This is a genomic window from Streptomyces griseicoloratus (genome assembly GCF_014534645.1).
Classification (GTDB): Bacteria; Actinomycetota; Actinomycetes; order Streptomycetales; family Streptomycetaceae; genus Streptomyces; species Streptomyces griseicoloratus.
In genome coordinates, this window is the sequence record NZ_JACVQF010000053.1 from 18,739 (window position 1) to 42,589 (window position 23,851).

General features: G+C 70.8%; 15 protein-coding genes, 1 other RNA gene and 1 pseudogene. 8 read left to right on the forward strand and 9 right to left on the reverse strand.

Annotation, left to right across the window (positions count from 1 at the left end):
- Positions 1-51 precede the first annotated feature (51 nt).
- The gene (locus H0H10_RS01715) at positions 52-246 is read right to left on the reverse strand and encodes a DUF397 domain-containing protein (RefSeq protein ID WP_188178984.1); all 195 of its coding nucleotides are present in this window, start codon (positions 244-246) and stop codon (positions 52-54) included.
- Complete coding sequence (locus tag H0H10_RS01720) at positions 243-1,112, reverse strand: helix-turn-helix domain-containing protein (RefSeq protein ID WP_188178985.1); 870 nt, start codon at positions 1,110-1,112, stop codon at positions 243-245. Before H0H10_RS01720 ends, H0H10_RS01715 begins: the two co-directional genes overlap by 4 nt.
- 306 nt (positions 1,113-1,418) lie before the next feature.
- Between H0H10_RS01720 and H0H10_RS01725 the strand changes: the two genes are divergently transcribed.
- Positions 1,419-2,501, forward strand: coding sequence for a PASTA domain-containing protein (locus H0H10_RS01725; protein WP_188178986.1), 1,083 nt, complete (start codon positions 1,419-1,421; stop codon positions 2,499-2,501).
- Between the two features lie 72 nt (positions 2,502-2,573).
- Here H0H10_RS01725 and H0H10_RS01730 read toward each other — a convergent pair whose 3' ends face one another.
- Positions 2,574-3,638, reverse strand: coding sequence for a hypothetical protein (locus H0H10_RS01730; RefSeq protein ID WP_188178987.1), 1,065 nt, complete (start codon positions 3,636-3,638; stop codon positions 2,574-2,576).
- Between the two features lie 517 nt (positions 3,639-4,155).
- Positions 4,156-4,887, reverse strand: a complete 732-nt coding sequence (locus H0H10_RS01735; protein ID WP_188178988.1) for a DUF7873 family protein — start codon at positions 4,885-4,887, stop codon at positions 4,156-4,158.
- A gap of 226 nt (positions 4,888-5,113) precedes the next feature.
- On the opposite strand from H0H10_RS01735, the gene H0H10_RS01740 reads away from it, so the two are divergent.
- The 4 genes from H0H10_RS01740 (at position 5,114) to H0H10_RS01755 (ending at position 9,066) form a co-directional block, all read left to right on the forward strand.
- Complete coding sequence (locus H0H10_RS01740; RefSeq protein WP_188178989.1) at positions 5,114-6,265, forward strand: DUF262 domain-containing protein; 1,152 nt, start codon at positions 5,114-5,116, stop codon at positions 6,263-6,265.
- The gene (locus H0H10_RS01745; RefSeq protein WP_188178990.1) at positions 6,258-7,388 is read left to right on the forward strand and encodes an AAA family ATPase; all 1,131 of its coding nucleotides are present in this window, start codon (positions 6,258-6,260) and stop codon (positions 7,386-7,388) included. Before H0H10_RS01740 ends, H0H10_RS01745 begins: the two co-directional genes overlap by 8 nt.
- A gap of 80 nt (positions 7,389-7,468) precedes the next feature.
- Positions 7,469-8,401 (forward strand): hypothetical protein, encoded by a 933-nt coding sequence (locus H0H10_RS01750; RefSeq protein WP_188178991.1) that lies wholly within the window; start codon positions 7,469-7,471, stop codon positions 8,399-8,401.
- Positions 8,402-8,610: 209 nt separating this feature from the next.
- Complete coding sequence (locus tag H0H10_RS01755; RefSeq protein WP_223179235.1) at positions 8,611-9,066, forward strand: ATP-binding protein; 456 nt, start codon at positions 8,611-8,613, stop codon at positions 9,064-9,066.
- Positions 9,067-9,450: 384 nt separating this feature from the next.
- Here the strand turns inward: H0H10_RS01755 and H0H10_RS01760 are convergent, their stop codons facing one another.
- On the reverse strand, positions 9,451-10,515 hold the full coding sequence (locus H0H10_RS01760; protein ID WP_188178992.1) for a beta family protein: 1,065 nt from the start codon (positions 10,513-10,515) through the stop codon (positions 9,451-9,453).
- 281 nt (positions 10,516-10,796) lie between these two features.
- On the opposite strand from H0H10_RS01760, the gene H0H10_RS01765 reads away from it, so the two are divergent.
- Complete coding sequence (locus H0H10_RS01765; protein WP_188178993.1) at positions 10,797-17,807, forward strand: DEAD/DEAH box helicase; 7,011 nt, start codon at positions 10,797-10,799, stop codon at positions 17,805-17,807.
- Positions 17,804-20,086 (forward strand): UvrD-helicase domain-containing protein, encoded by a 2,283-nt coding sequence (locus tag H0H10_RS01770; RefSeq protein WP_188178994.1) that lies wholly within the window; start codon positions 17,804-17,806, stop codon positions 20,084-20,086. Before H0H10_RS01765 ends, H0H10_RS01770 begins: the two co-directional genes overlap by 4 nt.
- A gap of 24 nt (positions 20,087-20,110) precedes the next feature.
- Here the strand turns inward: H0H10_RS01770 and rnpB are convergent.
- From rnpB to H0H10_RS01790, 4 genes and pseudogenes are all read right to left on the reverse strand, one after another.
- Positions 20,111-20,513: RNase P RNA component class A (gene rnpB / locus H0H10_RS01775), an RNA gene on the reverse strand.
- A 118-nt stretch (positions 20,514-20,631) separates the two neighbouring features.
- Positions 20,632-21,411, reverse strand: a pseudogene (locus tag H0H10_RS41075) (DMT family transporter); the annotation flags it as partial.
- Positions 21,412-21,430: 19 nt separating this feature from the next.
- A complete protein-coding gene (locus H0H10_RS01785; RefSeq protein WP_188178995.1) occupies positions 21,431-22,258 on the reverse strand; it encodes an AraC family transcriptional regulator in 828 nt (275 codons plus the stop codon).
- A 28-nt stretch (positions 22,259-22,286) separates the two neighbouring features.
- Positions 22,287-22,862 (reverse strand): Uma2 family endonuclease, encoded by a 576-nt coding sequence (locus H0H10_RS01790; protein ID WP_188178996.1) that lies wholly within the window; start codon positions 22,860-22,862, stop codon positions 22,287-22,289.
- Positions 22,863-23,054: 192 nt separating this feature from the next.
- On the opposite strand from H0H10_RS01790, the gene yaaA reads away from it, so the two are divergent.
- A complete protein-coding gene (gene yaaA / locus H0H10_RS01795; protein WP_188178997.1) occupies positions 23,055-23,837 on the forward strand; it encodes a peroxide stress protein YaaA in 783 nt (260 codons plus the stop codon).
- Positions 23,838-23,851 lie beyond the last annotated feature (14 nt).

The following is a 23,851-nucleotide window of genomic DNA, read 5'->3' on the forward strand; positions in this document are numbered from 1 at the left end:
GTGCCCTGTGACTCGCCTCAGAGCCACAGGGCACAGCCTTACGGCAACGACTCAGCCGATCCGGTCGGCGGCGAACCCGACGAACGCGGCCCACGCCTCCGAACCGACCGCCAGTCCAGGGCGGTCCGTGTCCTTCGAGTCCCGCACGTGCACGGTGTGCGGGCAGGTGGCCACCTCCACGCACTGACCGCCTTCCCCGCTGCTATAAGTGCTTTTGAACCATGCCAGTTCCGCCGCGTTCTTCATGACTCTCCCAGCAACGCCTCAATGAAGGTCATCGACTCTCGCGGAGTGAGAGCCTGAGCCCGGATGATTCCATACTGCGCCTCCAGCTCCCGAACGGACGTCCGCTCGGTGTACAACTGGCTGCTCTTCTGAACCTCCGCGTAAGCGATGCGCTGCCCGGCTGTGGTCTCGATCAAGGTGAACGGCCCCGCCAGCCCCGCGTGGTCCTCGCGTTGCAGGGGCATGACCTGGATCTCCACGTTCCGATACTGCCCGATGAGCAAGATCTGTTCCAGTTGCCCACGTCGCACGCTTGCTCCACCAACTGGGCGCCGAAGTACCGCCTCCTCGATAACGAAGCTCATGAGGGGCGCTGGCCAACGCGAAAAGATCTCCTGCCTGAGCATCCGGGCAGCCACCCGCTGCTCAATGGTCTCCTCGTTCAAGAGGGGGCGCCGCATAGTGAACACCGCACGGGCGTACTCCTCCGTCTGCAGCAGCCCGTTCACCACGTGGGTGTCATAGACATGCAACTCAACCGCCTCCGCCTCCAGCCGAGCCGCGTCCCGGAAGAACGCCGGGTACTGGGCCCGCGCGACCTCCCCCTTCATCTCCTGGAGGACCCCGCCCGCGTCCAGCAGTTCGTCCGCCACGTCGATGAACTTCGCCGGCGGCACCCTCCGCCCCTGCTCATACGCCGCGATGGTCGCCGTCGAGTACCCCGTCCGCCCGCCGAACTCCGCCCGGTCCAGCCCAGACCGCAGCCGGAACCGCTTCAACTGCCGCCCGAACACCCGCAGAATCCCGGTCCCCGGCTCGGGAGAAGCCGCCCCCGGCTCTCCCCTCTCGGCGGCCTCTTCCGCCGGCTCCCGCACCAGCTCGCTCATCGCCCATTCACCTCCACCGCCCGCCGAGGGACACGGCTCAGCCCGGCCTGCGAAACCCGCCCGGCCCCGTGCAGCGTTTCCCATCGGCACATGACCCGGCGTCAACGCTAGGAGCCGCTGACGTCAACGATCCTGAGAAGCCCGAAAGTTACCCACATCAGGTGGGACCTGCGCGTGTGGGCGGTCGGCATCCACTGCTCCCCTGTTGGGGGCTTCGTCCGCACTCTGTACGATGCCGTCGCTCGACAGGGGCCCGGAGTGGCCTCGGAGAGCCCTTCGCACCCTGCTCCAGAAAAGACACTGCCCATGCACCGCCCGCCCGCCTCTCCGGCACCGCCACCGTCCGGCCCTGCAACCCCCGGCACCCGCTGGTGGCTGACCACCCCGGCCCGCGTCGGCTTCGTTCTCGCCGTGCCTCTGCTCGGCCTGGTCAACGAGTACCTGGGCTTCCTGGTCCTGATTGCGGCGATCATCCTGATCTGGAAGGACAGCCCCTGGCAGAAGGGCGTGAAGGTGGCCGCCACCATTGGTGCGATGGCCCTGCTCGGCGCGGTCCTCCCGGACCCGCCCGAGGAGGGGGTGTCCACCACCGTGGCACAGGAGGACGGGAAGGGCACCGCGACGGGGCGCACGGCCGACGCTCTGTCCTCGCCGTCGCCCTCCGCGTTCCAGGGCTCCCCGTCGCCGTCCTCCAAGCCCCGGCCGGAGGCCGCCGACTACCGGGGCCTGCGGCTGGACAAGGCCCGGGACAAGGCCGAGGCCGCCGGGTTCGTCGTGGGTGACCACAACGCCTCCGACGACGACAAGAGCATCTGGATGTCCTCCAACTGGACCGTTTGCTTCCAGGAGACCGGCTGGTCGTCGGACACGAAGACGATCGACTTCGGCGCCGTCCGGACCGGCGCCCCCTGCCCCGAGGCGGACGGCGGAGCCATCCCGTGGCCGAAGATGCCGGACCTGGTCTGGAAGACCTGGGAGACGGCGCACAAGGAGGTCGTGGACCTCGGCGTCGTCCCGGACCACCACCTGCGGGCGGACACGGCGTATCTCAACGACACGCTGCCGGACGAGGGCGAGTACGACCACTGGCGCGTGTGCGTGACCGACCCCGCCGAGGGTGCGGACATCACCATCGACACATGGGTGACCCTGGAACTGACCCACCCGGACAACGGCTGCCCGGAGCCCGGCGCGGGAGACGACGACACGCCGAACCTCCCCGACCGGGACGACGACGGCGACCCCGACTACCACGACCCCTTCCCCGGTGACCGGAACCGCAACAGCACTTTCCCCAACGGTCTGCCGGACAGCTCGGGCAGCTCCGGTGGCTCCTCCGGCGGAGGCGGCGGAGGCGGCTGGAACTGCCCGGGCACCCGTTGGTGCTGACGCGGGCTCGAAGGCTCAGGTGGCGCCGAGACCCGTCCGCGACCACACGGCCGGCCTGCGCGCCTCGCGTCTTCAAGGCGTCGCCCGAGCCCAGCGGTTGAGTGTCTCGCTCTTGTCGTCGTACGTGAGCCAGGTCCCGTCGCCGAGCGGGCGTGCGCCACTGTGGACGGGGCCCGTGGGGTACGCGACCGTCCCGCGTGTCCGCAGGGTGCGGGCGTCGAGCAGCCAGTGGCGCGCCTGCTCCGGGTCCTCGTCGAATTCGGCCGTCGAGGCGATGACGGTGTCGGCGTCGACGAAGCCGCAGCCGTAGTCCCAGTAGGGCGGGTCCTCGTCGTCGGCCCCATCCGGCTCGCCCTGGGCGAGCACGGTGCCGTCCAGGGCGTGCAGCTGCAGGTCCGCTCCGTAGTGCTCGACCGTCAGGAATCCCGGATGCCCCGCATGGACGTCCGTCAGGATGCGGTCCATACCCTCGTTCAGGTCCCAGCCGGTCAGCTTGTCGCCGTCCCAGCGCGCCCAGTGCAGCAGGATGCCGTCCTGGCCCATGCCGATGCACAGCCCCATGTGGACACCGTCCGGGTGGGAGAGGTGATGCGAGCCCGACGCAGCGCTGTCCAGCGGCATCCGGGCCAGCTCTCGCCCGTCCCGGGCGTCCAGGACCACCCAGCGTTCCTCCCAGGCGTCCGGCTCCGGCTGGGCAACGACATGCGCCCACACGAACCGGCCGTCGTCCGAGATCCGGCAGGAACCGTGTTCGAGACCGGGGCACACCTCCTGCTCGTCCCCCGTGTGCGGGTGATCCAGCTCGGGCCCCCAGCAGCCGTGCCTGTACTCCCACAGCGTCTCCCCTCCCGCACCCACGGCCCGTACCGCGCGCTGACCCGAGAACACCGCGAACGTGCCGTGGGGACTCACCGAGTGGACGCCGCGGTCCCACCCCGGCCAGGCAAGGGGGAAGACGGCCGTCGGCGCACGCTCCCCCGCGAACACCTCGTGCAGGTCGTGGACCTCCAGCTCGTGCCCGTTCCGGAGCAGGGCGCGGCGCGCACCGTCCCCGCGGCTTTCCAGCGCGAAGCCGTGAACCAGCGCGCCTCCACCCGGCAGCCTCACCGAGTCGAGCAGTTGTGCGGTGATCGACATGGTCCGAAGGTATCGGACACCTCCGACAACGCGGCCGACGTCGAGCAGCCGGGCGAACGTGGCGGAGCCCGGGAGTCGTATCCAGCTCCCGGGCCCCTGGGGATGCCACCCAATTGCGCACGCCGGCGGCGTTTAAGAGGACGGATCAGTCATCATGCCGTCGTGTTCTTCCTTTGAACTACCGCACCGCGTGAGAGGTGCAGGCGAGAGTCGAACTCGCATCCGACGGCGTTCGTCCGTCCCCGGTCGATCCGGCGATCGGCGGCGATGCTGAGACTGGAGCGAGAGTCTGAGATTGACCGCGGCTGCCTCTGCCATGTTGGGCCACCCCGGCACGTCGGTGGTGCTGTTGTGCCGGGGGAAGGACTCGAACCTTCACTGTCACCGCTGCTTTCAGGCTGAACTTCAGTGTCAGCTTGCGCTCATCGCGCGAACCGGTCCTCAATCCGGCCCGCGCCTGTCGCGCACCCCCGCGCTCGCACGCGGGGGCGATCGTGGATGCCACCTGCGGCCGACGTCAGCCGAACAGGTAGCCGAACACCGCGTCCCCCACCCGCTGGTCGGAGACCTCGGCGCCGTTGGCCTCCTCACGGGCGAACTTCACGGCCTGCTGCAGCTTCTCGACGCGCTCCACCAGCTCGTTCACCCGCCGCGCGGGCAGCGCACCGGAGAACTTCACGGTCGTCCAGTACCCGATGGGCACGTCCTCGTAGTACACCTCGACCTGTGCCGGGTGCTTGTCGGTCGCCTCCGCCTTGACGTGGTTGCGCGGGACCTTCTTCGTACGGATCGTGCGCACCGGGTCCGTCTTCCACCAGTCCGTGGACGGGTCGTGGGACCAGGACTCGGCGGCGTCGAGGGTGGGAAGCTTCTTGACGAAGGTGTGCAGGTCCGTGAGCTGCTTCTCCAGGAACAGCAGGTAGCTGACCGGGACGTCGGCGAGGATCGTCCGCCCGTCGACCGTGACATCGGCTCGGGCCGTGCAGTTCGCCCAGTCCTTGGTGGCGGTCACGTCGAACAGCCGGGTCAGCGACACGGACATCTCGCGCAGCACGTCCTCGGCCTGTACCTGCACCCGCGTGGACTCGGGCGGCAGCTGCTCGCCCTCCTCGTCCTTCGGCTGGTACGTGCGCGAGATACCGGCCAGCAGCGCCGGCTTCTGCACCTTGTGGTGCGCCGCGGTGATGTCCTGCAGCGACTTGCTCTTGACACCCTTTTCGACGGCGATGATCTGGTTCAACTTCGCCATGTCGGACCCCCCTTCGAACAGACAGGAACGTATCCCACCGGCTCGAACGGCCGCACTCTCTTTATCGACCCGTCCCGCAGAGGTGCGGTCAGTCACGCATCGGCTACTGTACGGGGGCGTTCGGCTCGTGATCGGCATCGTGGAGGGGCACGTCATGGTCGGTGGTGCGTCCGCGCCGCAGCCCGGTCCACAGGAGCCGTCAGGGCCGGAATCCGCCGAGGGTACGGTGCCCCGGCCGAGCGAGCCCGCCGTCGAGTTCACCGACACCGGCATCAGCACCGGTATCGAGGCCGAGGACATCGGCGAAGCAGGCCGGACCCCGTTCGATCCCGAACTCATCGACGTCGTCCCCCGCAACCCGACGATCGATCTCATCCTCCAGCGGCTCAAGCGCGGTCTCATCGACCTCCAGCCCGACTTCCAGCGGCGCTCCGGCATCTGGAACGACACCGCGCAGAGCCGACTGATCGAATCGCTGCTGCTGCGGATCGCGCTGCCAACCCTCTACGTGGCGGAGGAGGCGGACGAGTCCTGGTCGGTCGTCGACGGTGTCCAGCGGCTCACCAGCATCGTCCGCTTCGTCAAGCCGGAGACTGCCGGGCTCAAACCGTTGCGGCTGGAGAATCTGGAGTACCTGACCCAGTACGAGGGTGCGGGCTTCGACGACCTTCCCGGGCGGATGCAGACCCGCATCCTGGAGACCGAGCTGTCCCTGCTGCTGATCCGCAAGGGGACGCCGGAGGAAGCCAAGTTCAACATCTTCGCCCGCATCAACACCGGCGGCCAGCCTCTCACCCGGCAGGAACTGCGGCATGCCCTGATCCCCGGACAGGCGCGCACGTTCCTCGCCAAACTCGCCGAGAGTGATCACTTCCTGGACGCCACGGATCACAGCGTCTCCCCCGCCCGCATGGCGGAGCGCGAGCTGTGCCTGCGCTTCCTGGCCTTCTGGATGACCCCACCGGAGCGGTACGTCACGCAGGACTTCGACGGGTTCCTCCGCAAGACCATGCACGCCGTCAACGTCCTGCCGGCAGTGGAGCTGGACAAGCTGGAACTGCGCTTCCAGCTCGCCATGGCCGGCAGCATGTACGTCTTCGGTGATCAGGCCTTCCGGAAGCAGTTCCACGGTGTCACCCGCCGCTATCCCATCAACAAGGCACTCTTCGAGGTGCAGGCGGTGACGGTGGCCGGGTGCAGCGCCGCCGAGCTCGACATCTTGTACGACCGGAGATCGCTGTTGGAGGAGAAGTTCAAGGACTTGATGGACGACCCGGCGTTCCACGACTCCATCTCCGCCGGCACCGGCGACGCCAACAAGGTCAACTACCGCTTCCAGTCCATGAAGGACCTGTTCCGCGAGGTACTGAATGCTTGACCTGCTCACCCTCACCAATTTCAAGGCGTTCGCCCAGCAGGAGCTCCGCCTGGCCCCCTTCACCCTGCTGACGGGGCTGAACTCCTCCGGCAAGAGCTCCGTGCTCCAGGCGCTCGCGCTGCTCCGGCAGTCCTACGAGTCCGGTGACCTCGCCCCGGTGGGCGGCAGGGTCGCCGGGCTGCTGCTCAACGAGGAGCTGGTGCAGCTCGGTACGGGCCAGGACGTCCGGCACGAGGCGTACAACGACAGCACCGGCCCGCACATCGGACTCGCCGTGGAGGGCGATGGAGCGACGGCACGCTGGACGGCCGTCTACGAACGCGAGGCGGACCACCTCGAACTGCTTCCCTCCGAGGCCCAGGACCCCCGCGACCCCTCCGAGCTGCTGCCGAGCCTCTTCGGCCCGGGATTCCAGTACCTCAAGGCCGACCGGGTCTCACCCCAGGTGAGCTACCCGCGGTCCCACCACGCGGTCACCACGCGCGGGTTCCTCGGCGCGCACGGGGAGCACACCGTGAACTACCTGCGCACTCACCAGGACGAGCCCGTCGTGGGCGAGGCACTGCGTCTCCCGGATGCCGCCTCCGCCACGCTGCTCGCCCAGACCGAGGCGTGGATGCAACGGCTGTGTCCCGGGGTGCGCCTGGTGGCGGAGGACATCCACGGCACCGACGCCGTCCGGCTCGGCTACCACTTCGGCAGCGGCTTCTCCGAGTCCAACCAGTACCGGCCCACCAACGTCGGGTTCGGGCTGACGTACGTCCTGCCGATCGTCGTGGCGTGCCTGGCGGCCAGGCCCGGGTCACTCGTCCTGCTGGAGAACCCCGAGGCGCACCTCCACCCGCAGGGGCAGACCTGGATGGCGTACCTGGCGTGCGCGGCGGCCGCGAGCGGAGCGCAGATCGTCATGGAGACGCACAGCGACCACGTGCTCAACGGCCTGCGGCTCCAGGTGAAGAACGACCGGCTGGCCGCCGACGGGACGGCCGTTCACTACTTCCGCCGCAAGGGACAGACCACGGAGGTCGTCAGCCCGGTCATCGGGCCGGAGGGAACGCTCTCCGAGTGGCCCGAAGGGTTCTTCGACGAGTGGGAGAACTCCCTGGACCAGTTGCTCGACTGATCCACCGGGTCTTCAAGCACCGCACACGGACGGACCCGCGCCACGGCGCGGTCACGGCGCGATCGAGAATGGGGTGGGGCGTGCCGCTGCTTGTGTTTCTCAATGAGCGGTCCTGCGCATCGGACTGCGGACCGGACGAGGTCGCCGCGGGGATGCGGACCTTCGTGGACGTACTGCGGGAGTTACGGCGCTGGCGTGACATCAGCCTGGCCACGCGGAGCCCGCTCGACCAGGCCGAACTCGCCCGTGGCTACTACTACGCCCAGTGGCGCAATGACACGCGGAACAAGGACCAGCACCGCTACATCCAGGCGATGCGCAACCGCTGTACGACCTTCCAGGCGGCCCTCCACGCGTCCGCCGCGACCGACCGTTCCGGTGTCTGGCATCGGCACCAGGGCGTGGACGTGCAGGGGCTCGGGGCGGCACGCATGACGGACGGGATGGCCGTCAGTCTGCCGCTCGACCCGGCCTGGGACGCCTGCTGGCTGGAGCTCGCGGTCGAGGAACTGTCGGAGGATCCCGAGTCCGGGGACATCTCCGCCGACGAGTACACGGACAGGGTCCGGCACGCGTCACGGGTCGCACACCTCGGCGAGCACGAGGCGTGGGGGCGAGAGGAGGGGCTCGGCGCCATCTCGAGCGGTGCGGAACTGTGGGCCGGGCGCGAGGACTTCTTCCCCAACCTCCAGTTCCTCCCCCGGGTCCAGGAGGACCTGGAGAACCTGGACCCGAAGTGGTTCAAGGGGGCCCGCAGGCTGCTGCGGCAGCTCCAGGAGACCGCCGCCGGCTGGGACCCGGTCTCCTCTCCCACAGGGCCGCACTGGGAAGCCCCCAACATCCGGCCGGAGCACGAGAATGCCCGGAGGGACCGTTACTGGGACGACCTGGACGGCCAGAGCCGCTGCTTCGAGCTCCACGGGAACCTCAACCGGAATGCCGGCCGTATCTACTTCCGGCTGGTGCACGAGGAGAAGACGATCCGCATCGCACACATCGGACGGCATCTTTGAACGGGGAATAGCCCGGAGGCGTCCGGTGCACAGGCCCGCGTCCTCCCGTCCGGGTGCGGGCCCTCCGGCCCGAGGCCCCGTCACCGCACCGCCGCTGGCCCGTGGCCGCCGACACCTGGCCGACACCGGCCGTCCCTCCGCCGACGGCACCCGCTTGTAAGCGGATCACACCTGGTCCGGAGGCCGGCGAACCCGACAGCCTTGGCGCCATGAACGGCAAGCCCTTCCCCGCCGCGGCCTCGGCCGCTGTATCACGCGACTTCGCCATGCACTTCACCTCCACCCCGCGCGGCGCCCGCCTCGCCCGGCACCTCGTGTCGCACCGGCTGCACGAATGGGGCCACTCCTGGGGAACACCCGCCAATGAGACCGTCACGCTCATCACGGCGGAGCTCACCGCCAACGCCGTCACCCACGGCAGGGTCCCCGGCCGCGACTTCCACCTGCGGCTGTCGCTCGTGCCCGGCACCATCACGGTGGAGGTGTCGGACACCCGCACGGAACGGCAACCACACCTCGACCCGGCATTCGGGCCCGACAAGGAGTCGGGCCGAGGGCTGCTCCTGGTCGACGCCCTCGCGAGCCGCTGGGGCGTCGTACCCCGCCACGCCGCCCCCGGCAAGGTGGTGTGGGCCGAAGTCGACTGTCCGACGACGACTACCTGACCGCCCGCCTCGCTCCGCATCGCCTTCCCTCTCCACCGCACAGGACACGTCCCCCGACACCGCGGGAGCCGGCCACACCTGGTCACTTCCCTTCACCGCGCCGAAGAGGCGGACCTCTGTCTCGTACACGCGGGTCTCGGGGTCGGTCTCCAGCGCCGGGCCCAGCGGGCCCTGGCCCGAGGGGTGAGCGCCGCGCACGGGCCAGCCGCGCTGGCCGAAGCACTTCTCGGCTTCTTGCCAGTCGTGGGCGCCACCACAGACCTCGACGAAGACCCGGACCCGCTGGTCGTATCGCGCCTGAGCCATACCGTGTGCTGCCTCCTGGGCATTCTTCCGCGAACAGCCGCCTGCGGAAGGATCGCGCCTTCCCGTTCGCGCTGGAGCCTACGGCTCGTTGTCTGAACGAGCGGTGAGGCTGCTGACCACGAACGTCATGTGCTGCATGTTCCCCACGCGGTTCCACACCGAGTGGTTGCCGGTCGTGACGGAGCCCTGAGCGCAGTCACGCAACCAGCCCTCTCCCGCTCCGGCCGACGGGCCACGGAAGTCGGGCAGGCCGGTGAGGCTCCGGGCCGCCGCGCGATTGACGGCGTCGCGGTGCGTGCCGCGCTGCAGCGCCATGGCCAGCAGGTACGAGCGCGGAGTGGTGTAGCGGAGGACGCCCCACGCGGGGCCGCCGTTGCCCGAGGCCGGAGTCCTGGCCGTATAGGCGGCGGGCAGAATGCCGTAGTCGCCGTAGCGGAGCAGGGGCAGGTACGAGCGGCCGCTGTGACGGATCTCGTGCCAGGTTTCCCAGTCCGGTCGCGGAGCCTCGTACAGGGTGCCCTCCCGGAAGTCTTCCGGCGGTTCGGGAAAACCGCCCGATGCGACGGCCACGGTTCGCCACGAGGCGAGCGGGACCAGGGCGTCGAGGGCGCGCAGCGCCTCCTTGGAGGCGTCCGGCCGGGAAGGGAGTACGGCACCGAGGTCGAGGAGGAGGTGGACCGGCAGCGTCGGGTCGGTCCGCTCGAGCAGGCGGCGGGCCGAGGTGGTGGTCCGGTCGTTCCACTCGCCGGGGACAGATACTCGGATGCCCAGGCCGCAGCCCTGCTGCTGGGCCGCGGCCAGCGCCCAGGACCGCTGAGCGGTGGGCCGGTCGGGGCCGGTGACGGGGCGCGGCGTGCGCCGCTCGGCCCACCAGTCGGGCGGCAGGACACCGGCCAGGACCGCGGCCTCGCCTTCGTCGGCGAACGGCGCGTCCAGCCATGCCGGCCCGTGACGGTGTGCGGCTGCCACCCGGCCCGCGTCCTTGCGCAGCGCCTGGGCCAGCGGCTGCGGTCGCATGCCCGGGTGCGGTGGCAGGGTCCACAGCGGCACCACCTGGGCCTGCACGTCCGGGCGGAGGGCCCGGTAGGCGGCCAGGGCGTGCGGCCTCGTCGGCAGGACGGGAACGTAGAGCGGTCCCGGCATGGCGGCTCCCCCCTCGGCACGGTCCGTGTCGTCTCCCCGCCTTCCAGCGTGAAATGGGGTTCCCGGCCCGGAAAGGGCGCCAATCGGCCACAGCGGTCCGACGCCGCCGTTCGCGCCGGGCTGCGTCTGCCGGCCCCCCCGGCAGCGACGAACGCGTCCGGGGTTTCCGATCTTCGGAACCCCGGCACACACTGTCCGACCTGCCCTATACGGTTGATCCGCATCACACGAGGCGACTGCGGCAGCAGCCCGTCTCGGGATCCACCGACGAGGGGAGCGTCGTGAAGCCCACTCTGGCCGCCGCGCAACTGCGGGGCAGTCTCACGCAGTACCTCACGACGACGTACGCCCTCGCCGACGACGACACCCGGCACGCCCTCGAGCGGTTCCTGGGCGACCCGGAGTCGGGGATCTTCCGTGGCCCCTACCTGCGGATCCGAACGCCCTTCCACCAGGCGGACGGTGAGTGGGAACGGTCCGTGGAGTGGCGGCCCGGCTTCACCCCGTGGCGGCATCAGGCGCGGGCCTGGCAGCGGCTCAGCACACTGGGCGGCAAGGACGCCGAGCCGACGCTCGTCACGACGGGTACGGGGTCCGGCAAGACGGAGTCGTTCCTGGTGCCGGTGCTCGACCACTGCCGGCGGCAGAAGGCGCTCGGGCGGCGGGGCGTGAAAGCCGTACTGCTGTATCCGATGAACGCGCTCGCCACGGACCAGGCGGGCCGTATCAGCGACTTCCTGTCGGCGCCGGACCTCGCACAGGTGACCGCGGGTCTGTACATCGGGGACCGGCCCGACACGGATTTCCAGCGGGTGATGACCCGGCGGGAGGAGATGCGCGCCGCGCCTCCGGACGTACTGATCACCAACTACAAGATGCTCGACCTGCTGCTGCAACGCGGCGAGGACCGGGCGCTGTGGCAGGGTGCGGACGTCACGTACGTGGTGCTCGACGAGTTCCACACCTACGACGGGGCGCAGGGCACCGACGTGGCGATGCTGCTGCGCCGGCTCGCCACCGCGGTCGGGGCGGCGCGTCCGGGCCGTCCGCTCGGGCGGATCTGCCCGGTGGCGACGTCCGCGACCCTGGGTGAGGGCCGGTCGGGCGACGCGTCCGCGCGGGGCATCCTCGATGTGGCCGAGCAGGTGTTCGGCATGCCCTTCCCCGAGTCGGCGGTGATCGGCGAGGAGCGGATGACCGCCGAGGAGTTCACCGGTGTCGTCGACTACACGCTTCCCGAGCCGCCCACGCCCCAGGAGGTGGTCGCGGCGTCCGGCGGCCCCGGTGTGGAGGCCAACCCGCATCTGCTGGACCTGAACGGGCTGGCCGCCCGCCTGCTGGGGCAGACCGGCCTCGACGCGTTCCGTGTCGGACGCCTGCTGAAGCGGCACGACTTCACGCATGGCGTGCTGGCACTGCTGAACGGTGAGCCGCTGGACGAGTGGACGCTGCGGGACCGGCTGGCGCGCTTCGGGTACAGCTGGGGACGCACCGCCCGGGACAACCCCCGGCTGGTGCTGCAGGCGCTGTCCCGCTTCGTGGCGCTGCTGTCGGCGGCCCGCGACCCTGACTCCGACGAGCGGCGTCCGCGCCCGCTGCTCCACGTAGAGGCGCATCTGTGGGTTCGGCCGGTCACGCGTGTCCTGCGCGGTGTCGGCCAGCGCCCGGAGTTCCGCTGGTACGAGGACGACCGGGCACAGGCGCGGCGTGCGGCGCCGGCCACCGGTCCGGCGTCGGACGAGGCGGACGGCCCGTCGGGCGGGTGGCCGTCGAGCGGATCGAGCAGGCCTCAGCCCCTGCCCGGCACCGACACGGCCGTGCGCCCCGCCGAGGTGCATCTTCCCGCGGTCTACTGTCGGGCCTGCGGGCGCTCGGGCTGGGCCGCCCTGTCCCCGGAAGCGGACCCGCAGCACCTGGTGATGGCCCAGGACCGGATCTGGCGGGCCGGAGTCGGGCGCGACAAGCGACGCATCCGCTACTTCATCGCCGCCACCGAGGCGGAGCGCCGACAGGCGCTCGACGCGCTCTCCGGTCGTCGGCCCTCGGCCGACGGCGGGGTCGACCCGCTGGCCGTCGTCGTACTCGACGGCTCACAGGGCAGGTACCGGCTGCCGACCGCCGAGGACGACGGCGAACTGGTGGACGCGTGGTTCGCCCTGGCCGTGCTCGACAAGAAGACCGCCGACCGGGCGGCCAGGGACGACCGCTGCCCCGCGTGCGGTACGGACAACAGCATCCGCTTCCTCGGTACGGCGCAGGCCGCGCTGGCGTCGGCGACGGTCACCCAGTTGTTCACCGGCGGGGACATCGCGTTGGTCCCCGAGGAACGCAAGACGCTCCTGTTCAACGACTCCACCCAGGACGCCGCGCATCGGGCGGGTTACGTCGCCAATGCCTCGTACAAGTTCTCGCTGCGCTCGCTGCTCGCGCACAACCTCGACGAGTCCGGGGCACCGACCGCGCTCAACGAGCTGATCGGCAATGTCCTCGACTCGGTGGACGACCCCGAGGCGCTGGCCGCCGTCGTGCCGCCGGACCTGCACGACGAGCCCGGCGTCGACCGGGTGCTCTCGGGGCGCGGAACGGGGGACGCCCGCACCTGGCGACTGATCGGTGAGCGGCTGGCCTTCGCGGCGATCATGGAGTTCGGCCTGCGGTCGCGGCTCGGACGCACACTGGAGCTGACGCGGACCGCCGCCGCCGAGGTCGTGATCGAGAATCCGCGGCGCGTCACCGATCTCGCCCGGGATCTGCATCTGACTCTGCCCGGGCAGTTGGTGACGGACGCGGGGCTGCCCGCTCCCGATCGCTACCTGGCGTATGTGCGGGGCCTGTTGGAGCGACTGCGACTGCGGGGCGCCGTACGGCACCGGTGGCTGGAACAGTGGATCCGGGAGGCCGGTGCGAACCGCTTCCTGATCAGCGGCAGGCGCCCGGAGGGCATGCCGGCCTTCCCCGAAGGCGTCGCTCCGCCGCGGTTCCTGCTGGACGGGCAGAAGGACCGGTCGGAGTTCGACGTGGTGTCGGGCCGGCTCGGCTGGTACCAGGACTGGACCCGGCGGTGTCTGGGACTGGACGCGGCCGGGGCCACCGAGTATCTGCGCAGGCTGCTGCCTGCCCTCGCGGACGAGCGGGTGCTGAGCACGCGGACCGCCAGGGACCGCACGAGCCGGGTGTACGGCCTGCAACCCGGGCACATCCAGGTCCGGCTGCTGGACGACGCGATCGTCAACAAGGCGTTCGTCTCCTGCGAGGACTGCGGCTGGCAGCAGGTGGTACCGCCCGAGCGGCGCACCCGCTGGTACGGGCATCCCTGCCCGCGTTACCGGTGCAAGGGCCGTCTGACCGCGCCACAGCCCGACTCGTCACGGCCGGGCAACAGTGGTTCGCAGCCGGACTCTCCGGGCTTCGGGAGTTCGATCGCCGGCGGTCGGCACGAACGCGACTACACCAACGACTACTACCGGCGGCTCTATCTGACCGGCGGCACGTTCCGCGTAGTCACCGCCGAGCACACCGGCATGCTGACCCGCGCCCAGCGGGAGCGGGTCGAGCGGTCCTTCAAGGCGGGAACGCACTACACCGATCCGAACGTGCTCTCCTGCACTCCCACCCTGGAACTCGGCATCGACATCGGCGACTTGTCGGCCGTGCTCATCGGCTCGCTGCCGAAGGGGCCCGCGAACTACGTGCAGCAGTCCGGACGCGCGGGACGCAAGACCGGAAACGCGCTGGTCGTAGCCTTCGGTGGGCGTCGCGCCCGGGACCTGTACTACCTGGACCAGCCACGCGAGATGATCGCCGGGGACATCGTGCCTCCCGGGTGCTACCTCTCGGCGGTGGAGATCCTGCGCCGCCAGTACACCGCCTGGCTGCTCGACCTGGCGGCCCGGGGCGAGCTCGGGACGGCGGACGGCGAGCGGCTGCAGCCGGTACCTCGCCTGGCTTCCGCCCTCTTCGGCCCGGCCGGCTGGTGCCAGGACCTGGCGGATGCCGCACAGACACACGGTGCCAGGCTCGTCGAGGAGTTCCTGGCACTCTTCCCCCGTGACGAGAAGCCCGACGTCGACGACTCCGGGGTCTCCGCGCACGCCGCCGACGAGCTCCGCGCCTACGCGACCTCGGGCATCGTGCGCGCACTCCAGGAGGCGGAGGAGGACTGGACGGGCCGGCGGGAGGAACTGCGCCGGCGGATCGCCGCGATCGACGAGGCCGTCGACTCGCTGGCGCAGTCCGACGACGTGCAGAACCGGGAGCGCCGCGAACTGCTCGCGGAGCGCCGGAGCACCGGTGACCTGCTGCGCGACCTGAGCCGCACCAGTGCTCACGGCACCCTGGTCGAGCTGGGCCTCCTGCCGAACTACAGCCTGGCGGACACCACCACCCGGCTCGAGGCCACGCTGTACTGGTCCGAGGCGCCGGCGGACAGCGAGGCGGACGAACCGTCGCAGGCCGGACGGCCGCAGGAGCGGATGGCCCAGGGAGGCACGGACCGTGTGCACCGCAGTGAGACCCGCGACTACGAGCGGTCCCGCAAGCTCGCCCTGACCGAGCTGGCGCCGGGCAACAGCTTCTACGTCAACGGCTACCGCCACGTGGTGCGCGCCCTCGACATCGGCAGCGCCGAGCGCCGTGCCTGGTCGGTGTGGCGCCTGTGCCCGTCCTGCGGCTACGTCAGGACCGAGCGGGCGCAGAGCGACACCTCGCCCTGCCCGCGCTGCGGCGGCCGGGAGATCGCCGACGCCGGCTGTGTCCAGTACGTACTCCAGCCGCGCCGGGTCGTCTCCCGCGACAAACGGGACGATGCCCGGGTCCGCGACGACCGTGACGAACGTCACCGCCGACAGTATGCGACGCTCACCGTCGTGGACATCGACCCGGACCATCTGGCGCCCGGGTCCTGGCGGCACGACACGGCCACGTTCGGGTTGGACTTCTCCCGGCGGGCCGTCATCAGGACGCTGAACCTGGGGCTCGACCGGCAGGACGGCAGCTCCACGGTGGCGCTGGCCGGCGAGGACGTGCGCATCAACCCGTTCTACGTGTGCACCAGCTGTGGTGGCGCGACGGCGGACGGACGGCCCGTCGTGGACCAGCCGCAGCACGCGCTGACCGACTCGGGCGCCGCCGCGACGAGGGCCAGCGCGCACCACCTGCTGTGGTGCCCGCGCCGCCGTGTCCGGAGCTCGGACGGCGGGGACGAGCAGGGCCCGGGGCAGGACCTTCCGCTGCTGCTCGCGCACGAGCTGACGACGGAGGCCGTGCGGATCCTGCTGCCCGCCTCGGTGACCCGTGCACGCGAAAGGCTCGCTTCCTTCACCGCCGCCCTGTTCGCCGGCATCGCGGCCCGCTACGGCGGGGATCCCGACCATATCGGCATCGCCGCCGCATCGATGCCGGACAACCCGGACCAGTCGGGAGCCGACTTCCCCCGGCGCTTCCTCGTCGTGTACGACCGGCTGCCTGGCGGCACCGGCTACCTCCACCGCCTGGCGTCGTCGGACGGATTCCGAGACGTCCTGCTCAAGGCCCGAGAAGTCATCCAGACCTGCCCGTGCCGGGGCAAGGAGCTGGACGGCTGTCACCAGTGTCTGCTGCGCAGGGTTCCCCCGTCGGACTACGACCGCGTCTCCCGCCGGGAAGCGCTGTCCATGCTCGACGAGTTGCTGGGCGCCGAGGCCGAGCGCTGGAGCACCTCGCCCGTCGCCACGACCCGTCACATTCCGTTGGAACGGCAGGCGGAGAGCGATCTGGAGATCCTGTTCCTGGACACGTTGCAGGACTGGGCTCGCCGCCCGGAGTCGCGGGCATCCGCGGACACGTACACCACCTCGGCGGGCACCCGGGCGCTGGATCTCCGGCTGACGACCGGCGACGGAGCCACCGTGAGCTGGCGGGTCTCGCAGCAGCGGGTTCTCGACGGCACCCGGCCGGACGTGCTGTTCGAGCGCCTGGACGCCCCCGGCCCGCGGCTCGCACTGTACCTGGACGGATACGCCTACCACGCGAGCCCCGAACACAACCGGCTGGCGGACGACGCCACGAAGCGGACCCGGCTCCGAGCGGACGGCCTGCGCGTGTTCCAGGTGACGTACCCGGACGTGAAGGAGTGGCGCCTCCGCGTCCACGACACCGGCTACGCGGGCGCCGAGCCCGCTGACCCGGTGTGGATGCCGTACGACCGAGCCGCGCAGGACCGGGCTCGGGCCTACTACGCCAACATGCGCGGCGGAATGCCCGGCGAATTGCCGGAGACCGTGTGGATCAACCCGGCCGAGCTGCTGCTGGCGTATCTCCGCACTCCCGACGCGCAGCTGTGGCACCGGCGGGCCGAGGCAGCCGTGGCCGGCCTGGTCGGAACGCCGGGTGTGCGGGACGCGGCCGTCCAGCCCGGTGCCGTCGCGCCGGCCCTGGGTGCGGCGCTGCACGGGGAGGCGCCCGGCGGCCCCGAGGGGCCGGTGCGCGTACTGGCGGCCACGGACGCCTCCGGCTGCCGACTGGCCGTCGCGGCCGATGTCCGGCACAGGCCACCGACGTGGACGGCCCTGACGGTCATCGATGATCGCGCGCACGCCGTGGCGGACGAGACGCGCCACAAGCGGCGCTGGCAGGCGTGGCTGTACTGGAGCAACCTGCTGCAGTTCCTGGAGCACGGCGGCGGCGACAGCGCGCAACTGACCACCACGCTGCTGGACGGCTTCTCGGCGGACATGCTCGCGGTGGCCGGTGGTGAGGGCTGGCTGTCCTCCACGCTTGTCCCGGTGGCCGCCGCCGACGAACCGGACCGTGACCGGAGTGCTCCGCCCACGGTCGCGATGACGGCGGGGTTGCCGGCCGTGCCGGCCGGGGACACCGAGGAGGCGCCGCACTCGGCCGTGCCGCCGGGGCGGGACGGCGCCTGGGACCAGGTGCTGGAGTATCTGGACCCCGAAGAGCCGGGCCTGGCCGGCCTGGCCCGTACGCTGGCGGACGCGGGCGTTCCCGCGCCGCGGGACGGGTTCGAGCTCGACGACAACGGCTGGCAGGCCGAACTGGCCTGGCCGGATGCGCGCGTCGGTGTGGTCCTGGCGCCGCGCGGCACTGACGAGGAGCCGGACTTCGAGGCTCGGGACCGCGACCGCGCCTTCGCCCTCGCGCAGTGGGACGTGCGGCCGGCGGTCGGCTGGACGGCCGAGGAGCTCGCCGGCCGGCTCGGCGTGACCGCCGCACCACGGACGGCGGGCGGGCAGGACCCGGTTCCGCCGGGCACGAGCACGAACGAGACCGAGGAGAACGGGGAGCCGCGACGATGAAGACGGCGAGAGTGACGCTGCGCCTGCTCGACAAGGCCGACAAGGAGATCCTGCGACTCCCCCGCACGGTCAAAGGCGCGCTGTTCGACTTCCAGCACAAGTTCAAGGAGAACCCGGAGACACCCGGCCTCAGGCTGAAGCAGCTCAAGGGCGACGGCAGACTCTGGTCGGCCAGGGTCAACGACGAATACCGTGCCCTGCTCCTGCGGCTGGCGGAAGACAACTGGCTCATCGTCTCGGTCAAGCATCGCAAGGACGTCTACGACCGCCTGTCGTACGGAATCAACCACGTCACCGGTGGCATCGAGTACGTCGACCTCCAGGTGGTGGAGGACAGCGTGCTGCGGCGCCTCCCGCCGCGAGAGCCGTCCCCCGCCGAACCCGTCGCTCCGCCGGAACCCGAACTGGCCAAGGACGCACCACTGTTCGCGGCGTGGTCCGACGCACAACTGGCCGAGCTGGGTGTCGCCGAGCCGCTGGTGCCGGTCATCCGCACCCTCACTACCGAGGAACAGCTCCTCGGGCTGGTCGAGTACGCCCCTCAGCTCACGGGTGAGGTGCTGGTCGCTCTCTTCGACGGCAAGTCCTTCGAAGAGGTGCGTGACGAGATCACCGGGCCTCTCACCGCAGCCGAGCCCGTCGACACCGAGGACTTCCAGGCAGCCGCCGAACGGCCGGCCACCGTGGTCACCACCTCCGACGACGCACTGCGGGAGGCCTTGGAGGCCGGTGACTTCGGCCGTTGGAAGGTCTTTCTCCATCCCACCCAGACCAGGCTGGTCGAGCGTCGTTACTCCGGTCCCGCTCGCGTCGGCGGGGGCCCCGGCACCGGGAAGACCATCGTCGCCCTGCACCGGGTCCGTCACCTGGTGGCACAGCTCCCGCCCGGGAACACCAAGCCGGTGCTGCTGACCACCTACAACAAGAACCTGTCCGCCGATCTGCGCTCCCGACTCCTCGAACTCGGCGGTGAACCGCTGCTGTCACGCGTCGACGTGAGTCATGTGGACCAGCTCGCCCTGCGGATCGTGCGCGAGGCCGAGCCCGGCAGCCGGAAGCAGACCATCGACGACAGCCAGGCCGTTCGGGAATGGCGACAGATGCTCGACGAACTCGGTGAGACCGGCTGGGACGCCGAGTTCCTCCACAACGAGTGGACCCAGGTCATCCTCGGGCAGGCGGTCGGCACACGCACCGACTACTTCCGCGCTCGCAGGGCCGGTCGCGGCAGGAACATCGGCCGGGCGGAGCGCGCCGCCATCTGGCAGCTCACCGAGCGCTTCGTCCAGCGGCTCGACCGGCTCGGACGCCAGACCTGGGACCAGGTCGCAGAGCGCGCAGCCCGTCTCGAAATGGGACGCGAGCAGCGCATCCACGCCATCGAAAGACAGCGGGAGGAAGCCGGCGGACTGGCCAACATCCATGTGGCGGACGGCTCCGGCGGCTGGCTCCGCTACCGGTACCGTCACATCGTCGTCGACGAGGCCCAGGACCTGCGTCCCGCCCACTGGAAGATGCTGCGCGCCATGACGGCCCGAGACGCCGACGACATGTTCCTGGTCGGCGACACCCACCAGCGGATCTACAAGAACCAGGTGACGCTCGGCAGTCTCGGCATCAACATCCGGGGCCGGTCCGCGAAGCTCAGCCTGAGCTACCGGACCACGCGGCAGATCCTGCGGTCCGCGCTCGAAGTCCTCGGCGAGGAGACGTACGACGACCTCGACGGAAGCACGGAGACGCTCGCCGGATACCACTCCGTGCTCAGCGGCGGGATTCCCGGCACGCACCCGTGTACCGACTGGGAGGCAGAGCGGGAGGCGATCGCTGAGCACATCAAGGCGTGGGACGCGCAGCCGGACGAACGGATCGCGCACAAGCAGATCGCCATCTGCGTCCCCACGAACCAGATGGCGAGCCAACTGGCGTACACACTGGCGGAGCACGGGGTCCGAGCCGTGGAGATCGGTCCCGAAGGCCCTCGTGGCGACGACGGAGTCCACATCGGGACGATGTTCCGGTTCAAGGGGCTGGAGTACCAGCGCATGATCATCGCGGGAGTGAGTGACGGGCTGATCCCCCGGGCGTCGGTGGAACAGCTGCGGCGTGTCGACCCCGCCCGCCACCGCCGGGAGGTTCAGCGGGCGCGGTCCCTGCTGTTCGTGGCCACCACACGAGCGCGGGACAGCCTGGACCTCTTCTGGCACGGCACGCCGAGCCCATTCCTTCGCCCGCTCCTGGACCGAGCCGACTCCGCGCCGGTGCCGCTGCGCGGGTGACTGTCCAGTCACCGCGGGCAGAGGCAGACGAGTCGGGCTGTACGCCGGGTTCTGTTCCGAGGGGACCTCGCGGTCCTCTCGGCGACGGCCATCCATCTAGGGCCGGCGTTGCCGCCGGCCTCCAGCGGTCTACCCGCGGACTCGGGCGGGCAGCCCTCGAACGTCCGCGCAGGGGCACCGGGGTGCCCCCTCTTGACCTTGCTCCGGGTGGGGTTTACCTAGCCGCCTGAGTCACCCCAGGCGCTGGTGGTCTCTTACACCACCGTTTCACCCTTACCGAGGACCGAGGTCCCCGGCGGTCTGCTTTCTGTGGCACTGTCCCGCGGGTCACCCCGGGTGGCCGTTAGCCACCACCCTGCCCTGTGGAGCCCGGACGTTCCTCGGGAAGCCCCCTAAGGGGACTCCACGCGGCCGTCCGCCCGGCTCGTCTGCCGTGCCGACCATGGTACCGGGCGTGTGCCCCGCCTCGGACCGGCGGCGGCCGTCGCCAGGACCGAGCCCGTCAGGATCAGGGCGAAGGCGGCGGCGACGCCGGGCGTCAGCCGTTCGTCCAGGAAGAGCGCGCCGGCCGCGACCGCGACCGCCGGGTTGACGTACGTGATGACCGTCGCCCGGGTCGGGCCGGCCTCCTTGATCAGCTCCAGGAACGCCACGAAGGCGATCGCCGTGCAGATCACGCCCAGGCCGGCGAGGGCGGCGAGCACATCGGTGGAGGGCAGGGTGTCGGGGCGGGTGAGGACAGCGGCGGGGGCGTAGACGAGGGCCGCCAGCGTCAGGCAGGACGCCGTCAGGTGCAGGGAGGGCACGTCCTTGAGGTGGCGGGCCGCGATGAGCGGGGCCGTGGCGTAGCCCAGCACCGTCAGCAGCACCTCGGCCAGCGAGCGGGCGTCGCCGCCGGTGAGGTGCGGGACGGTGAGGACGGCGACGCCCGCCAGGCCCAGGCCGAGGCCGGTCAGCCGGCGTATGCCGAGGCGTTCGGTGTCACCGAAGAAGCGGGCCAGGACCACGCCGACGATCGGCACGCCGGCGATCAGCAGCCCGGCGGTGGAGCTGGACAGGTGGCGCTCGGCGTCGGTCAGGGTCCACCACGGGCCGATGATCTCGATGGCGGCGAAGGCCAGCAGGGGCTTCCAGTGCGCCCGTACGGTGCCGGTCAGGCCGCCTCGGCGCAGGGCGAAGGGTAGCAGGAGCGCGGCGCCCAGCGCGCACCGGGTGAACACGACCACGGACGGGGACACCTCGTCCACCGCCACCTTGATCATCAGGTAGGGGATGCCCCACACCACTCCCATCAGGGAGAACAGGAACCAGCCACGTGCAGTCATGCGCCGAGTCTCGGCCGGGTCAGCGGGCTCCGTCTTGAACGCTGTTGCGGTACGCCGCCGGGGTCACGCCGAGGACTCGCCGGAACCAGCGGGTCAGGTGCGCCTGGTCGGCGAAGCCGACGAGGGACGCGACCTCGGCGGGGCGCAGGCCCGCCTCCAGCAGCCTGCGGGCCCTGGTCACCCGGTACTGGGCCAGCCAGGCGTACGGCGGTATCCCCATCGTCGTACGGAAGGCGCGCAGCAACTGGTAGCGGGACAGGCCCAGGTCCGTGGCGAGCGAGGCGAGGGAGGGCGGGGCGAGCAGTTCGTCGGCGAGGCGGTCGCGTACGACGCGGGCGAGGCGGTCGGCGCCGGGCACGGTGTCGTCGGCCGCGCGGGCCGTGGAGTGGCGGCGGGCCAGCGCCGTCAGCAGCCAGGGGAGGCGGGACTCGGCCTCCAGGGGGTCCGGGCAGTGGGTCAGGTCCGTGTGCGCGGCGCGCAGGGCGTGGGCGAGTTCCGGGTCGTCGAGGACGGGTTCGCGGAAGTGCGGGAGGCCGCCGAGGTTGCCGTCGGTGAGCAGGGCGGGGTCGGCGTACAGGGCCCGGTAGGCGTAGCCCTCGGGTGCGGCGGGGCCGCCGGTGTGCATCTCGCCGGGTTCGAGCACGACGATCGAGCCGGGGCCGGAGTGGATGCGGCCCCCTCGGTAGGCGATGACCTCCAGACCGCCGATCGTGACGCCGACGGTGTACTCGTCGTGGGCGTGGGGGGCGTAGACGTGGCGGTCGAAGCGGGCGGTGAGGAGGTCGAGGGGTGGGCCGTGGTGGCCGAGTCGTGCCCTGGTCCACCGTGCCTGTTCGCGTACGTCCACCTCGCGCCACCCCCTGCCCCCAACGGCATCAGAGGAAGTCGGCGGTGTCCAGTTCGAAGGCGAAGGGGGCGGAAAGGTTCAGCGGCTTGCCGAAGGCAAGGGTGCTCAGCATGCGGTAGTCGTCCCCCTCCGGGTCGCTGAACAGCGTCACCGACGAGGCACTGCGATCGACGAGCAGGTAGAGGGGGATGCCGCCGCGGGCATAACAACGACGCTTGATCTCGCGATCCGCTCTGGGTTTCGAGGACGTCACCTCCAACACCATGGCCACTCCTCGGCAAGGCATCCAAGGTTCGGCGCTCCGGTAGAGATCCAGGTCGGCGGGGGCGAATGTACCGTCCGGAATGACGTGGTCCTTGGGGCAGCCGTCGGCGTTCCGCAGTTTCAGCCCCTTGTTCCCCGAGAAGTCCATACCGGTACGAGACCGCCTGATCACCTGCGTCACGATCCTGCTGATGTAGTGCTCGTGCTCCCCGTCCGGCGGCGGCGTCACGACGATCTCCCCCTCGATCAGCTCGGCCCGGAAACCCTCCGGTGTGTCCAGGGCGAGAAACCAATCCAGCAGGAGCTCCTGCGTGAACGGTTCGTGTGCCATGGCAGTCATGTCACGCCCCTCCTTCGGTCGCTCGCCAGACTGGGACATCGGCTGATCACCTGTCCGAGAGATCGGGAACCGTTCCCTCGATCGTGGCACACGACGACGCCCACCGTCCCGTCACGGGGCGGCCTCCTCCGGGGCGTCCGAGGCGGGACCGCACGCCGTACCCTGGCCGGGAGCTCGATCGAAGGAGTACGTGTGCTTGTCCTGTTGCCGCCGTCCGAGGGGAAGGCGTCGTCCGGCCGGGGTGCCCCGCTGAAGCCGGAGTCGCTGTCGCTGCCGGGGCTCATGGCCGCCCGTGAGGCCGTCCTCGACGAGCTGGTCGAGCTGTGCTCGGGTGACGAGGAGAAGGCGCGCGAGGTGCTGGGCCTGAGCGAGGGGCTGCGCGGCGAGGTCGCCAAGAACGCGGAGCTGCGGACGGCCGGGGCGCGGCCCGCCGGGGAGATCTACACCGGTGTGCTGTACGACGCCCTGGACCTGGCCTCCCTCGATCCGGCCGCCAAGCGGCGCGCCGCCCGTTCGCTGCTGGTGTTCTCCGGGCTGTGGGGCGCGGTGCGGGTGACCGACCGGATCCCCTCCTACCGCTGTTCGATGGGCGTGAAGCTGCCGGGGCTCGGGGCGCTGGGCGCGTTCTGGCGGGCGCCGATGGCCGAGGTGCTGCCGGAGTCGGCCGGGGACCGGCTGGTGCTGGACCTGCGTTCGTCGGCGTACGCGGCGGCGTGGAAGCCGAAGGGGGAGGTCGCCGGGCGGACGGCGACCGTGCGGGTGCTGCACGCGCCGACCCGGAAGGTGGTCAGCCACTTCAACAAGGCGACGAAGGGGCGGATCGTCCGGAGCCTGCTGGCGTCCGGGAGCACCCCCGAGGGCCCGGCCGAGCTGGTCGAGGCGCTGCGCGATCTCGGGTACGTGGTGGAGGCGGAGGCGCCCGGCAAGGCGGGGAAGCCCTGGTCGCTGGATGTGCTGGTGGAGGAGATTCACTGACCCATCCCCAGTCA